Here is a 14,819-nt window from a genome sequence, read left to right on the forward strand (position 1 = left end):
GATCCGGGCACGCCCGGAGTCCACCCCCGTCAGGGGCGCAAAATTGTGATTCCCGTCACGCCGAAAGGCCGCAGTCCGCCGAAAATCCGGACCGGAACTCGACGAAGAACCGGCCAAAATGGCGCCAAAACGGTGCTTGAGACCACCGTAGCGTGCCCCGAGGCCACAGGTAAACAACCCTTGTTAAGGAAACGCGGCACCTGGATAGCGCTACAGCCATGCCCGCAATCCCCCGCTACGCCGGGTTGGCTGCAGACTCGCTTGCCGAAGCACACCCGGCTGCGACTCGAACAGGCTCAGCCAGCCGCTCGCGCGCGTGATCGCGGTGTAGGCCAGCTCGCGCGTCAGCAGCGGGCTCTCCGGCGGGGGCAGCAGGAAGGCGACATGCTCGAACTCCGAACCCTGGGACTTGTGCACCGTCAGCGCGAATGCCGTCTCCACGGACTCCAGGCGCTGCGGGATCATCCAACGTACGTGCCCATCGGCCGCGACGAAGGCCACACGCAGCGCAGTCTCCGCTTTATCTCCCGTCCCGGGGCCCGCGTCGCCCCGAGCCAGCCAGGCGGGCACGCGCAGGGTCACGCCGATGTCGCCGTTGATCAGCCCCAGCGCGTAGTCGTTGCGTGTGACGATCACCGGGCGGCCCTCGTACCAGACACCCTCCGCCTGCAATACCCCACGCGCCGTCAACGCCCCGGCGACGCGGCGGTTCATGCGGTCCACGCCCCAGGGCCCCTCGCGCACGGCGCACAGCAACTGGAAACGCCCGTGCTCGCGCAGCGTGCCGCGCGCCCATTCCTCCCACGTGCCGCGCGCATCGCGGGATGCCGGGCGTCCGGCCGTCAAATGCTCCAGATAGCGGACCACCCCGAACGGTGCCGCGTCGGCATGCCCGGCCCCGTCCAGCACGCGCCGCAGCAGGGCCGGATCGTCCGGGCCCTGCAGTACCGCCGCGTAGACATCCTCGCCCGGGTGGCCCGTCACCTCGGCCGTGCCGTCGTTCACCGCGGCGGCCAGGCGGCCGATCCCGCTGTCCGCGCCGAAGCGGCGGCTGCGGCGCAGCATCGCCACATGCTGATCCAGCGCGCGCCCGTCCTCGTCCACGTAGCGTGCCGGCAGCTCCAGCCCGGCCACCTCGCGCACCCAGGCAACCGTCTGCGGTGTGTAATGCCCTCCGTCGGCCCGTGCGCACAGCTCGCCCAGTACCGCCCCGGCCTCCACCGAGGCGAGCTGGTCGCGATCCCCCAACAGCACCAGCCGCGCATGGGCCGGCACCGCGACCATCAGGCTGGCCATCAGCTCCAGATCCACCATTGAGGCCTCGTCCACCACCAGCACGTCCACCGGCAGCGGATTGCGCGCATCGTGGCGAAAGCGTCGGGTATCCGGTCGCGCGCCCAGCAGGCGATGGAGCGTGACCACCTCGCGCGGGATCGCGGCCCGCAGACGCTCGCCGCCGGGGAAGCGTTCCAGTCCCAGCGCGTCCACCGCCCCCGCGACCGAGGCGTTCAGCCGGGCGGCGGCCTTGCCGGTCGGCGCCGCCAGGCGGATACGCAGCGGCTCGCCCTCCCCCTGCAACCCCTGCAGCAGCGCAAGCAGTTGCAGCACCGTGTAGGTCTTGCCGGTGCCCGGCCCGCCGGTAATCACGCTGAACCCGGATCCGGCCGCCAGTACGCAGGCCAGGCGCTGCCAGTCCGGTTCGCCATCGGCCTCGTCGGCCGGACCGAACAGCCGATCCAGCCAGGTGCGCAGCACATCCGCATCCAGCCCTTCGCGCCAGGCCGGCTGCTCGCGCAGGCGTCCGGCCACCGCCTCCCCGATCCGGCGCTCGGCCTCGCGGTAGCGACGCAGATACAACCGATCCTGCGCCCGCACCAGCGGCGTCCCGGCGTCCGCGTCGACACCGCAGATCCGATGCCCTTCCAGCGCGGTGTCGAGTGCCGCACGGTCCAGGCCGCGCAGCACATCCGAGGGCCTAGGAAGCCCCCGCTCCGCGCCTTCCGGCGGCAGCGACAGCATCCGGTCCGGGGCCTCCAGCAGACCGTCGAGGTCCAGGCAGACATGCCCGCGCCCGGCCTGGTGGCTGGTCAGCGCCGCCAGCAACAGCGTCAGCGGCGGTGCGGCGGGCACCTGCTCGCGCAGAAAACGCACCAGCACGCGGTCGACGCCGCGCACCCAGCCCGCATGCTCCCACTCCCCGAGCAGATCCAGCAGCGCCCCGGTGTCTTGCAATGCGCGCTCGGCCGTCATGCCCGCGCCTCCCGCGGCCGATCCGGCCCCTCGGCGAACCAGCCGTCCAGCTGCTCGATCAGTGCCCGTGGCGGGCAGTCATGGAACACGCCGCGCCCCGGCGCGTCGATTCCGCGCAGGAACAGGTACACCCCGCCCCCCATGTGGCGGTCGTAGTCGTACCCCGGCATCCGCGCCTGCAGCTGGCGATGCAGGGCCAGGGTGTAGATCACCAGCTGCAGGTCATAGCGGTGTTCCAGCACCGCGTCGCGCAGGCGCTCGGGCCCGTAGGCGTCGGGGCCAGGCCCCAGCCAGTTGGACTTGTAGTCCGCGACGTAATAGCGGCCCTCGTGCTCGAAGACGAGATCGACAAAGCCCTTGAGCATGCCGTTCAACAGCCGGTCGCCCGCCGGTGGCCGCGCCTGTCCGGGCAGCAGCTGCTCGCACACGGCGGCATCCAGCCGCCGGCTTTGCAGCCAGCGCGTCTCGAACAGGAACTCGAGCTCCGGCTGATACACGCCCAGCCCGTCCAGACGGAACGAGCCGCCGGAGGCCAGCGCGTACTCGGCCGTGATCAGCCGGCGCATCCAGTCCTGCACGACGGGCGCCCAGTCACCCCAGTCGCGCTGCTCGCAGCGCCTTCGCACCTCGTCGTCCAGCCGGGCCCGGTCAGTGACCACGGCCTCCCAGCCCTGCTCCGCCGCCCATTCCAGCAGACCGTGCAGGAAGGTCCCCGGCGCGGGCCCGCGCGGAAAGTCGTGCAACCCGCCGGCCACCGGCACCTCGGGCCGCGACACCCCGTGGGACGGATCCGCCCCGGCACCGGGAGACTCCGAACGTTCACGCAGCAAGTCCTCCAGTGCGGAATCCGGGGCCACCGGGTCGGCAACCAGCGGCGTCGGCGCATCGGCCTCGTCCGGGTGTGCGATGGCGCTGTAGCTGGCCACCCACCAGGGCTCGCGTACCGGACGTGTCGGGGTGCGGGCCCGCCCGGGGGCCGCCGTCTGCTGCGCCAGCCGCACGCTCGTGCCCGTGATCTCGGGCAGGGGTTCGATCGCAATCGCGGACTCGTCACCACGGGCCTCCTGCAGCCGGTCCTCCAGCTCGCCGTTCGGCATCGGCTCCGGGCCGTTCAGCAGGTAGCCGACCGCGCTGCGGTGCAGCTCGTTCTCTTTACCCCGCCCCGACACAATCGGCGCCAGCCCCATCCAGCAGGCGTGGCGCGCGCGGGTCATGCCCACATACAGCAGGCGCAGGTCCTCGGCCAGGCGCTCGCGATCGGCGCGCTCCTGGGCACGGCTGTCCATGCGAAAGATCCAGCGCGGCCTGCCACCCGGCGGGCGGTCGATCCGCGGCACGTCCTTCTTCGGGTCGACCGCGCGAAACGCGCAGACAAACGGCAGGAACACCAGCGGGTACTCCAGCCCCTTGGACTTGTGCAGCGTGACCACCTTGACCAGGTCCTCGTCGCTCTCCAGGCGCAGTACCTGCTCGTCCGCCGCCGCCCGCTCGCCCTCGCGGTGCTCGATCAGGTGCCGGATCAGGGCCTGTTCGCCATCCAGCTCGGCGGCCGCGCGCTGCAGCAGTTCGCTCAGGTGCAGCAGGTTGGTCAGCGCGCGCTCGCCATCGGCACTGGCCAACAGCCGGCGCGGGACATCGAAGTCGTGCAACAGACGGCGCAGCATCGGCAGCACACCGCGCGTCTGCCACAGGCGGCGGTACTCGCGGAACTGCTCGACGCGGTGCTCCCAGCGCAGCTCGTCGGTGGTCAGCCGGTGCAGATCGGCCAGCGACTGCCCCAGCGTCGGGGTCGCCAGCGCCGCGCGCAGCAGGCGCTCGCTGGTCGGCTCGGCACAGGCCCGCAGCCAGCGCAGCAGGTCCCCGGCCTCCGGGGTGGCAAAGACCGACTCCCCCTCCGACAGGTACACGCTGCGCACCCCCCGCGCGCGCAGCGCCTCCTGCATCAACCGCGCCTCCACCCGGCCGCGCACCAGCACGGCGATATCCCGCGGGCGAACCGGCCGCCACCCCTCACCATCGCGAAACCCGCAGGTCCCGTCCGCCCCGCCATTGAGCAGGCGCACCATCTGCTCGGCCGCCGCAGCGGCCATCTGTTCGCGATAGACGCCCGTGCCGACCGACGTGCCCGGGTCCGTGCACCACAGGGTCAGCGCCGGCACCTCGGCTCCGTCGTGTTCCAGACGCTTACCGCGATCCTGGGCATCCACCCGGTGAAACGGCAGCTCGCCGGCAGCGCCCTGGCCGAACAGAAAGGCCCCCTCCGGCCAGCCGTCGGCGTGGGCGAACAGGCGGTTCACCGCGCCGACCAGGCGCGCGGTCGAGCGGAAGTTGCGCGGCAGGGTGTAGTGCCGTCCGGCGGTCGCACGCCGTGCTTTCAGATAGCTGTGGATGTCCGCGCCGCGAAAGCCGTAGATCGCCTGCTTCGGATCGCCGATCAGGAGCAGGCCCTGCTCGGCCGGGTTGTCCTCGATGCGATAGACGCGTTCCAGGATGCGGTACTGCACCGGGTCGGTGTCCTGGAACTCGTCCACCAGGGCGACCGGGAACTGACGCCGCAGCGTCTCGGCCAGCGCCTCGCCACCAGGGCCGTCCAGGGCATCGCGCAGACGCAGCAGCAGGTCGTTGAAACCCATCTGCACCCGCACGCGCTGGGCCTGGCGGAACTGGCGATCGATCTCCACGGACGCCGCCTGCAGCAGGCGTTCGCTGTCGTCCGCGCAGACCTCGGGCGCGGCATTCAGCGCGGCGAAGGCCGGGTGCAGGTCATCCGGCAGCGATTGCCCCTTCTTCAGCCGCTCGCCCATGCCCTGCTCGCACATGCGCTCCAGCACCGGGGTACCGCCAACCTTCTCCGGCAGCAGCGCGGCCGGGTCCTCGGCCCAGGCGTGCATCGCCGCGATCAGGTCATCCGGCTTCTGGTATTGCTGGCGATTCAGCGCGCTGGCATGCAGGGCGCGGAACTGGCGTTCCACCTCGGCGGCATCCTCGCGCCAGACCGCCTTCAGCTCGGCCAGGCGCGCCAGGCGCGTGGCCAGCTCGGCGTACAATCCGTCCGGCGTCCGGTACGGCTCCAGCCCCACCGTGTCCGACAGGTGCCCGAGCAGGGGCCGCACCTTGGCCAGGAGATCGTCGGGCCCCTCGCCAAAGGCCTGGCGCAGCAGACGCAGGTGATCCGCCGGCTGCGGATAGACAAAGCGGCGCCAGTAGTCACGCGCCGCCTCGGCCACCAGCTCCCCCTGGTCCGCCTCCAGGCGCTGGTTGAACAGGCTGCCGCTGTCGAAGGCATGCTCGCGCAGCATGCGATAGCACCACCCGTGGATGGTCGAGACCGCCGCCTCGTCCATCCACTCGGCGGCCAGCTCCAGCCGTCGCGCGGCCCCGGCGCGGGCGGCCGGATCCGGGTAGGCGTCCAGCAGCGCCGGCCACAATGCCTCGTGGGCCGGGGCCGGTTCGCCGCGCAGGATGCGCGCCCCGCGCGCCAGCACGGCGCGGATGCGCTCGCGCAGCTCGCGGGTGGCGGCCTCGGTAAAGGTCATCACCAGGATCTGCGGCGGGGTCAGCTCGCCGGCACCCTCCGGCAGCTCGCCGTGGCCCAGCACCAGCCGCAGATACAGCGCGGCGATGGTGTAGGTCTTGCCGGTGCCGGCACTGGCCTCGATCAGGCGGCTGCCGTGCAGCGGCAGTTCCATCAGTTCCAGCGGCTGCGCGCCTGCACTCATTCCATCGCCTCCCCGGCGGCCAGCGCCTCGAACAGCGGCCGGTACAGCCGGTCGCGCCAGTGCCCGAACGCCGGGTCCTGCAGCAGCGCCTCCGGGTCCGGCCAGGCACGCGCCAGAGCCGGGCTCCGGGCCCATTCACCGGGGCTGAAGTCGTCCCCGACCAGCATCTTGCGCGCCCGCGCCAGCGGATCGGGATCGTCCTTCGCCTCGGCCTGCAGCCAGGCGAAGGCCGTGGCGCAGGCCACCGGCAACGGGCGTTCCAGCCCGGCCGCCCAGCCCTCGACCAGGGCCCCGAGGTGCTCGCGGGCCTGCTCCGGCCCCAGACCCGGCAGGTGCAGCGCGGTATCCAGCCCGATCACCTCGGTGGCGACCGGTCTGCCTTCGCCCGCGCCCTGGTTTGCCAGCAGGTGTTCGAGCCAGGGCTTGGCCAGCTTGTCCACCCGCCAGTCCTTTTTCTGTTTCAGTTTGCTCACGGTGTAGTCCAGATAGACGGCCTGCCCGGCCGCGCCACGCAGAGCGGGGCCGGCCCCCTCCAGCGTCCAGCCCCCCTGCCCCAGACGCACCGCGGGCACCGGCGGCAGCCGCTCCGGCCAGGCCGCCAGACGCAGGCCGATACGCTCCAGCAGACGCCCGGACTCGGCGATCATCGCGTCGCGTTCCAGCTCGCCGGCGGCACCCAGCGGGAGCGCCCCGGCGCGCTGCAGCCGCGCGGCCTCGGCCTCCAGCACCGGGCCCCAGCCCTCGGGGTCCTCGCCGTGGTCCAGCGCGGCCGCGACCAGGGCCTCGCGCACCTGCCACTGCTCCAGCCCGGCCAGTGCAAAGGGCTCCAGATCTTCGCTCGGGGCCTCTTCGCGATCGAACACCACGCCCAGCCGATGGCGGAAGAACGCCTCCGCCGGGTCGCGCAGGAAACGCATCAGCGCATCCGGGCCCAGCACGCGTTCGTCGTCGGCTGCGTCCGGCGGCGGCAGTTCGATTGCGCCCGGCGCCGGGGTCTCGTCGCCGTGGTGAACCGCCTCCCACTCGCGCGCGTAGGTGAAGTACCGGGCCTGCGCCGGGTCGGGGGGGAAATTGGCCGGCGAGAACGGCTGCAGGGTGTGCTCGGTGGTCAGGTGGTCCAGCAGCGGGTCGTCCCTGCTCGGAGCACCGGCCTCCTCGGCGCCCTGGAGCCGCCAGCCGGCGGTCAGGTGATCGCGCAGCTGCGCGACCAGCACCGAGGGCGGCTGCGACTCGTTGTCGCGCGCGCTGTGGCCCACCCAGCTCACATGCAGCTGCCGCCGCGCGGACAGCAATGCCTCCAGAAACAGGTAGCGGTCGTCCTCGCGCCGCGAGCGATCGCCCGGGCGGTAGTCGCGGCGCATCAGGTCGAAGTCCACCGGGGTCGGGCTGCGCGGATAGTCGCCGTCGTTCATGCCCAGCAGGCAGACGATGCGAAACGGGATCGCGCGCATCGGCATCAGCGTGCCGAAGTTCACCGAGCCGGCCAGGAAGCGCTGCCCCAGACCGCTGTCCTCCTGGCTGGCCAGCCACTGCTCGCGCACGACGCCCAGCGGCAGGGGGTCGTCCAGTTCCGCCTCTGCGCAGTCGGCCTGCCACTGGTCCAGCGCCTCGCGCAGGCGCCCCAGCGTGAACAGTTCGGCATCGGTCTCGCCGGCAAAGAAGGTATCCAGCAGTTCGCGCAGCCGGGTATTCCATTCGCCAGGCGTATGGGCATGGCGCAGCCAGTCCCATGTCTGCGTCAGTGCGGTGATCAGGTCATCCATCGGCCCCAGCAGGGCGGCCTCGATTCCACCGATCTCGTCGAACGGCTCCAGCCCCTGCCAGGCCCCCGCGCCCCCGGATGCATAGCCCAACAGCATCCGGCGCAGGCCGAAGCGCCAGGTGTTCTGCTCCAGCCCCTCCGGCAGGCCAAGCCCCGCGCGCTGCTCGGCATCCAGGCCCCAGCGCACCCCCGCCCCCTCGGCCCAGCGGTGCAGGGTGGTCAGGTCTTCTTCCGCGATCCCGAATCGCCGGCGCAGCGCCGGCACATCCAGCAGGTCCAGCACCTCGGCCACGCCCATCCGGCTCTCCGGCAGCGACAGCAGGCGCTCCAGCGCGATCAGCACCGGGTCGCGCCCGCGCGGCCCCTGGTCGGACAGGGTGTAGGGGATGTAGCGCGGGTCGTCCGGCGGGAGCTGGCCGAACACGGCCTCGATGTGCGGGGCGTAGGCGTCGATGTCCGGGACCATCACGATCACGTCGCGCGGGCGCAGGTCCGGGTCGGCGTCGAAGTGCGCGAGCAGGCGGTCGTGCAGGATCTCCACCTCGCGCAACGGGCCATGGGCGACATGAAACTGGATGGAGTCGTCGTCCGGCGCCACGGCCGGCCAGCTCTCGCGGGTCTCGCCCAGCGGGCGCAGTTCGCGGATGTCGTCCTGCAGCTGGTGCAGCAGGCAGTCGCCGCCGTGCGGCTCGAAGTAGTCGACCCGCTTCCAGGCGAGGGTCTGCAGCACCGCGTCGTAGGCGGTGGGGTCGTCGTGTTCGTCCAGCAGGCCGATGTAGTCGCGGCCCTGCTTGCCCCAGGCGGCCAGCAGCGGGTGCGCATGCTGGTGCAGCTCGGCGTCGTCCAGCACGCTGGGCATCCCGGCCTTGCGTGCCTGGCGCTGGCGCGTCGCGCGCAGCAGGTCCTTGTCGGCGACGATGTCGGCCCAGTAGTGCTCGCAGGGGTTGTGCACGCAGACGAGGATCTGGCACACGCCCGCCAGCCCCTCCAGCGCCTCGAGGATCTGCCCAGGCATCGAGGAGATGCCGAACACGATCAGCCGCCGTGGCAGGCCCGGCGGACGCTCGCTCAGGCCCTGCACGGCCTCGCGGTAGCGGGCGTGTACCGTGGCCCGGCTGGTGTCGGCCGGGCCCTCGCCGATGTCCTCGCGCAGCAGGCGCCACAGCGCGGCCTGCCAGCGATCGCCCTCCGCCAGCGGGGTCTCGCGGCCACGCGCGGCGCGCAGGACATCGCGCCCGGTGGCCCAGGAGGTCAGCCAGTCGGCACGATAGACCTGGTACTGGTCGAACAGGTCGGCCAGACGTTCGGCGAGCTGGTGGCGCTTGCGCAGGTCGCCGCCGTCGCGCGGGTCGTCATCGGCAAGAAAGCGCGCCAGCGGGGCGAACTCCGGGCGCGCGAGGCACTCCGGCAGCAGGCGCATCAGACGCCAGATCAGCGGGCGCTTGGCATACGGCGATTCCAGCGGCACGGCCTCCGGCCCGAGCACCGCCCGGTAGGCGGACCAGACAAAGCGCGACGGCAACTGCATGTCCAGCGCGGCGGCGATGCCACAGCCGGGCGGATCGGCATCCGGATGCGCGGCCAGGGCATAGCGCAGCCACTGCGCCATGCCGTTGCTCTGCACCAGCAGGGTCTCGTTCTCCAGCGGGCCGAGCGGCGCGCGCTGCATCCACTCGACCACCAGGGCACGCAGCGACTCCAGATGGTTGCCGTGCAGCACCACCATCCCTGGCTGCAGATCGCCGGACTGCGTCACCCTTGCTCCTTGTGCCCTGTGTGTGCCCCGTGTGATGGGCCTACCCTACCAATGTGCAGGCCCGCGCGCCCGCCCCGTTGGCATCCGTGTGAAAGCCGGTATCCTGTGCGGTTTTTGAACGCCGTCACAGAATAAAGGAAGGCGCATGCTGGCACTGCAAGCCGGGCTGGGACTGCTCGCGTTCGTGGCCATCGCCTGGCTGCTGAGCGAACACAAGACACGCTTCCCCTGGCGCGAGGTGCTGGCCGGGCTGGGGCTGCAGTTCGGGATCGCCGTGCTGCTGTTGAGCGTCCCCGGCGCGCAGCATGCGTTCCTGTGGCTCAACCAGGTCGTGATCGCGCTGACCGATGCCACGCAGGCCGGCACCTCGTTCGTGTTCGGCTATATCGGCGGGGACGACCCGCCGTTCGCGGTCGACGATCCGGCCAACAACTTCATCCTCGCGTTCCAGGCGCTGCCGCTGGTGCTGGTGCTCTCGGCCCTGTCCGCGCTGCTGTTCTACTGGCGCGTGCTGCCGGTACTGATCCGTGGGGCCTCGCTGGTGCTGCAGCGGGCGTTCGGTATCGGCGGGGCGCTGGGCGTGGGTACGGCCTCCAACGTGTTCCTCTCCATGGTCGAATCCCCGCTGGTGATCCGCCCGTACCTGCGCCAGATGACCCGCAGCGAGCTGTTCGCACTGATGAGTGTGGGTATGGCGACGCTGGCCGGCACGATGCTGGTGCTGTACTCGACCATCATCGGCACGGTGCTGGACGACGCGCTGGGCCACCTGATCGTCGCCTCACTGATCAGCCTGCCGGCCGCGCTGCTGATCGCCACCGTGATGATTCCACCGACCGCGCCCTCCACCGCCGGCGAGCTGCTCCCCGAGACCGAGGGCGCCACCAGCTCCATGGACGCGATCACCCGCGGCACCCTGCGCGGGCTGGAACTGCTGCTGCAGATCATCGCGCTGCTGATCGTGGTGATCGCCCTGGTTGCGCTGGTCAACGTGATGCTGGGTGCGCTGCCGGAGGTCGCCGGGGCCGCGCTGAGCCTGGAGCGCATCCTGGGCTGGGTCTTCGCCCCGCTGGCCTGGCTGATGGGCATCCCCTGGGCCGAGGCCACCACCGCCGGCTCGCTGCTGGGCGTCAAGACCATCCTCAACGAGATGGTCGCCTTCCTGCAGATGGCGGAGCTGGGCGACGACGCCCTGTCCGCGCGCAGCGAGCTGATCCTGATCTATGCCCTGAGCGGCTTCGCCAACCTGGGCAGCCTCGGCATCCTGATCGGCGGCCTCGGCGCACTGGTGCCGGAGCGGCGCAGCGAGATCGTGAGCCTGGGCATCCGCGCCATCGTTGCCGGCACGCTGGCCACGCTGATGACCGGCGCCGTGGTCGGGATCGTGCATATCGCCTGACGCGTGGCGGGCTCTGCCAAACCGTTGGCAGCCGGAGGCCGTTCCGGTGTAGGCTTCTGCCTGGCGATATGCAAACTGAAATATAACGAACCGCATATCCCCAGCCTCACCGTCACTGCGAGGAGCACCGCGACGAAGCACAAAAGCAGCGAAGCTGCGTTGAACGGCCGAAGGCCGGCCCGAAGGGCGAGCGCAGCGAGTAATCGCGACTGGAACCACCCGAACCCACCTGGACCCAACCACCGGGAAGCCCCCACAGCATGCACCTGCGCGCCCTCCTCCTCACCCTCGTCCTGCTGCTGCCCGGCCTGGCGCACGCCTCCGGGCCACTGACCATCGCCGCCGCCTCGGACCTGCGCTTTGCCCTGGACGAGATCGTGGAGGCCTACCGCGAGGAATATCCGGACGACCGCGTACGCGTGACCTACGGCTCCTCCGGGCGCATGACCACGCAGATCCTCAACGGCGCGCCCTACGACCTCTTCTTCTCCGCCGACATCGCCTACCCGAAGCGGCTCTACGCGGAGGGTGCCGCCGTCACCGAGCCGTCCGTCTACGCGATCGGCCGCATCGTGCTGTGGAGCAACCGCACGGATGCCTCCGAGCTGACGCTGGAGGACCTGACGCGCGACGACATCCGCCGCGTGGCCATCGCCTCGCCCACGCACGCCCCGTACGGCGTGCGCGCGAAGGAGGCGCTAAAGGCCGCCGGCGTCTGGGACGAGCTGCAGCCGAAGATCGTCAACGGCGACAACATCGCCCAGACCGCGCGCATGGTGCAGGCCGGGGGCGCGGACATCGGCATCATCGCGCTGTCACTCGCCGAGTTCCCCGATCTCGCCGAGCACCCGCACTACCTGATCGACGACGCGCTGCACGAACCCCTGACCCAGGGCTTCGTGATCACCCGCCGCGGCGCGGACAAGGACACCGCGCACCGCTTCGCCGGGTTCATGGGCCGCGACACCGCCCGCGAGATCATGCGCCGCTACGGCTTCGAGATGCCTGGAGATTCGTAACCGAATATGTTCGAGCTGAGCCCCACGGACTGGATGGCGATCGAGGTCACCCTCAAGCTCGCGCTCTACACCACGCTGATCCTGCTGGTGATCGCCACGCCGATCGCCTGGTGGCTGGCCAACGGGCGCGGCTCCCCCGGCGTGCGTACCGCGGTGCAGGCCCTCGTCGCCCTGCCGCTGGTGCTGCCGCCCACCGTGCTCGGCTTCTACCTGCTGGTACTGCTCGGCCCGGCCGGACCGGTCGGCAGCACGCTGGAGAGCTGGGGCCTGAACCACCTGGCCTTTACCTTTCAGGGCATCCTGATCGGCTCAGTCATCTACTCCCTGCCGTTCGCCGTGCAGCCGCTGCAGCAGGCCTTCGCCAACCTCGGCCGTCGCCCGGTGGAGATCGCCGGCTCGCTGGGCGCCGGGCGCATCGACCGCTTCGTGACCGTGATCCTGCCGATGACCCGCGGCGGCTTCATCGTCGCCGCCACGCTCGCCTTCGCCCACACGCTCGGCGAGTTCGGCGTGATCCTGATGCTGGGCGGCGCCATCCCCGGCGAGACCCAGGTGCTGTCCATCCTGATCTACGACCACGCCGAGGCGATGGACTTCGACTCCGCCCATCGCCTGTCCTTCGGACTGCTGATCTTCGCCTTCGCCGTGCTGTTCATCGTCTACGCGATCAACCGCCGCTTCGACACGGTGCGCCTGTGACCCGGCCCACAACCGACACTCTGCGCATCAAGGCCCGGCTGGAACGCCCCGGCTTCACGCTGGACGTGGACACCGCCTTCCCGCTGGAGGGCGTCACCGCCCTGTTCGGCCGCTCCGGCTGCGGCAAGACCACCCTCCTGCGCATCATCGCCGGCCTGGAACACCCGCCCGGCGGCGAGGTGCACTTCGGCGACACCGCCTGGCAGTCCGGCAAGACCTTCGTCCCGCTGCACCGCCGCCGCGTCGGCCTCGTGTTCCAGGAATCCACCCTGCTCCCGCACCTAAGCGTGCGTGGCAACCTGCTCTACGGCTACAAGCGCACGCCGGAGCCCCTGCGCCGCCTGCACCTGGACGAGGTCACCCGCCTGCTCGGGATCGACGACCTGCTGGAGCGCCGCGCCGACCAGCTCTCCGGTGGCCAGCGCCAGCGCGTCGCCCTCGGCCGCGCCCTGCTCACCAGCCCCGACCTGCTACTGCTCGACGAACCCCTGAACGCCCTGGACACCCAGACCAAGCGCGAGATCATGCCCTTCCTCGCCCGCCTGTCCGAAGAGACCGGCATCCCCAGCCTGCTAGTCACCCACGCCCCGGACGAGGTCGAACGCCTCGCCACCCGCGTCGCCTTCATGCACGACGGCCAACTCGAACGCCTGGAACCCCTGCGCGAGGCGCTGGCCCGCGCCGACTCCCCCCTGTTCCGCGACGAAGGCGCCGTCTCCGTCCTGCAAGGCGAACTCGGCCCGGCGGACGCCCACGGCCTGCATCCCTTCGGCCCACCCGAGGCCCGCTACCGCGTACCGTCCACCCCCGGCGCCACCAACGGCGCCGGCCGCCCGGCCCGCCTGCGCATCGACGCCCGCGACGTCTCCATCGCCCTGACTCCACCCCAGGACGTCTCCATCCTCAACATCATCCCCGTGACCATCGAGTCGCTGGACGAGGCGCCGGGCCACCACGGACCCGCGCGTGTGCTTGCCACCTGCCGGCAGGACGACGGCCAGACCCTGATGGCCGAACTCACCCGCCTGTCCACCGAACGCCTTGCCCTCCAGCCCGGCACCCGCGCCCACGCCCTCGTCAAATCCGTCGCCTTCCTCGACTGAACGGCCCGTGCGCACACCGCCCATCCGACGAACCACCGGCTCCCCTCGCAAACCCACACCGCCCGTGCCAGAATCCACCTGACGACCATGCTAGACGGCGCAGACCCGACCTACCGCCTCCCGCAACCTGTCTACGCCGCAACATATCCAGGATCCATCGTCGCCCATGCACCATAACCCGCTGACTACACGCCCATTCGTGCCGCCACCTCATCCGGGATATATAGCGCGCACATTCAACCAATATCCGTGCGCGCTATCCCATCACTGTTGGGCATCAAGAGGGAAAGCATGAGCGATAGCTATTACGACACCGCGCAAATCTGTCTGAACGGCCATGTTGTGAACACCCTGGCTAGTTCCTCGCCGCAGTCCAATCAAAAGCATTGCGCAGAATGCGGAGCCAAAACTATCACTGCGTGTGCTGGATGTCACGCACCCATCCGGGGTTATTATCATGTGCCCGGAGTGATCGGTTTTTTTGATTACGACAAGCCCCGATATTGTTACAACTGTGGCGAAGCATACCCTTGGACAGTCGCAAGTTTGGAAGCTGCAGCCGAACTGGCTGACGAACTCGAAGGGCTTAGCTGGGAGGAACGACAACAGCTCAAAGACAGCTTTCCAGATTTAGTGCGAGAAACACCGAAAACAGTTGTCGCAGAGACTCGTTTCAAGAAGTTAATGAAGAAAGCTGGATCCGAGGCCTATGATGGTATGAAAGCGATACTGATTAACGTTGTCACCGAAGCTGTCAAGAAGTCGTTGTTCGGGCCCTGAAACTAATAATGCCAAACAACAACGCGAACTCGGGCGCCCAACGACGCTGCGTTATGTGCATGGAAGGATAGATAATGCTGGAGCTACTTGAAAGGCTCATAAACGAACACGGATCTTCGGCGATCCTCAAGGAGCGCTTAGAAGCCCTGAAGGAACAGTATGAGAGCCTTCAGGCTTCACGCTACGAATTGTCAGAGGAAAATTCGCGCCTAAAGAAGCAGCTTGAGCAGGATACTGCGCAAGTAGAGAAGCTGGAGAAGCAACTACAAGAACTCAAGACTGGCGCTTTCAGCACATATGTGTGCGATCATTGCGGATCCCCTGATCTAAGG

9 protein-coding genes are annotated in these 14,819 nt (G+C 69.8%); 6 read left to right on the forward strand and 3 right to left on the reverse strand.

The window, feature by feature from the left end; genetic code table 11:
- Positions 1-210: 210 nt before the first annotated feature.
- The 3 genes from recD to recC are packed head-to-tail and all read right to left on the reverse strand — an operon-like array spanning position 211 to position 9,487.
- Positions 211-2,250 (reverse strand): exodeoxyribonuclease V subunit alpha, encoded by a 2,040-nt coding sequence (recD, locus tag F813_RS0112850; protein ID WP_017926868.1) that lies wholly within the window; start codon positions 2,248-2,250, stop codon positions 211-213.
- Entirely contained in the window at positions 2,247-5,969 is a 3,723-nt protein-coding gene (gene recB, locus F813_RS0112855) for an exodeoxyribonuclease V subunit beta (RefSeq protein WP_017926869.1), read from the reverse strand. Before recB ends, recD begins: the two co-directional genes overlap by 4 nt.
- Positions 5,966-9,487, reverse strand: coding sequence for an exodeoxyribonuclease V subunit gamma (gene recC / locus F813_RS0112860; RefSeq protein WP_017926870.1), 3,522 nt, complete (start codon positions 9,485-9,487; stop codon positions 5,966-5,968). Before recC ends, recB begins: the two co-directional genes overlap by 4 nt.
- A 145-nt stretch (positions 9,488-9,632) precedes the next feature.
- Between recC and F813_RS0112865 the strand changes: the two genes are divergently transcribed.
- The 6 genes from F813_RS0112865 to F813_RS13740 all read left to right on the forward strand — a co-directional run.
- Entirely contained in the window at positions 9,633-10,886 is a 1,254-nt protein-coding gene (locus F813_RS0112865) for a NupC/NupG family nucleoside CNT transporter (RefSeq protein WP_017926871.1), read from the forward strand.
- A 260-nt stretch (positions 10,887-11,146) separates the two neighbouring features.
- Positions 11,147-11,905, forward strand: coding sequence for a molybdate ABC transporter substrate-binding protein (gene modA, locus F813_RS0112870; RefSeq protein ID WP_017926872.1), 759 nt, complete (start codon positions 11,147-11,149; stop codon positions 11,903-11,905).
- Positions 11,906-11,911: 6 nt separating this feature from the next.
- Positions 11,912-12,604 (forward strand): molybdate ABC transporter permease subunit, encoded by a 693-nt coding sequence (gene modB, locus F813_RS0112875; protein ID WP_017926873.1) that lies wholly within the window; start codon positions 11,912-11,914, stop codon positions 12,602-12,604.
- Positions 12,601-13,707, forward strand: a complete 1,107-nt coding sequence (gene modC, locus F813_RS0112880; protein ID WP_017926874.1) for a molybdenum ABC transporter ATP-binding protein — start codon at positions 12,601-12,603, stop codon at positions 13,705-13,707. Before modB ends, modC begins: the two co-directional genes overlap by 4 nt.
- A 291-nt stretch (positions 13,708-13,998) precedes the next feature.
- Positions 13,999-14,487 carry a DUF2321 domain-containing protein gene (locus F813_RS14235; RefSeq protein ID WP_081601318.1) on the forward strand — a complete coding sequence of 163 codons (489 nt, stop codon included), beginning with the start codon at positions 13,999-14,001 and terminating at the stop codon, positions 14,485-14,487.
- Between the two features lie 74 nt (positions 14,488-14,561).
- On the forward strand, positions 14,562-14,819 hold a 258-nt coding region (locus F813_RS13740; protein ID WP_038060349.1), incomplete at its 3' end, for a hypothetical protein.

Source organism: Thioalkalivibrio sp. HL-Eb18 (genome assembly GCF_000364985.1).
GTDB lineage: Bacteria > Pseudomonadota > Gammaproteobacteria > Ectothiorhodospirales > Ectothiorhodospiraceae > Thioalkalivibrio.

What these genes read in the sequence shown, in the direction of transcription:
- recD (WP_017926868.1), bottom strand. Translation starts at nt 2,250, where the DNA reads ATGACGGCCGAGCGCGCATTGCAAGACACCGGGGCGCTGCTGGATCTG.
- recB (WP_017926869.1), bottom strand. Translation starts at nt 5,969, where the DNA reads ATGAGTGCAGGCGCGCAGCCGCTGGAACTGATGGAACTGCCGCTGCAC.
- F813_RS0112865 (WP_017926871.1), top strand. Translation starts at nt 9,633, where the DNA reads ATGCTGGCACTGCAAGCCGGGCTGGGACTGCTCGCGTTCGTGGCCATC.
- modA (WP_017926872.1), top strand. Translation starts at nt 11,147, where the DNA reads ATGCACCTGCGCGCCCTCCTCCTCACCCTCGTCCTGCTGCTGCCCGGC.
- modB (WP_017926873.1), top strand. Translation starts at nt 11,912, where the DNA reads ATGTTCGAGCTGAGCCCCACGGACTGGATGGCGATCGAGGTCACCCTC.
- F813_RS14235 (WP_081601318.1), top strand. Translation starts at nt 13,999, where the DNA reads ATGAGCGATAGCTATTACGACACCGCGCAAATCTGTCTGAACGGCCAT.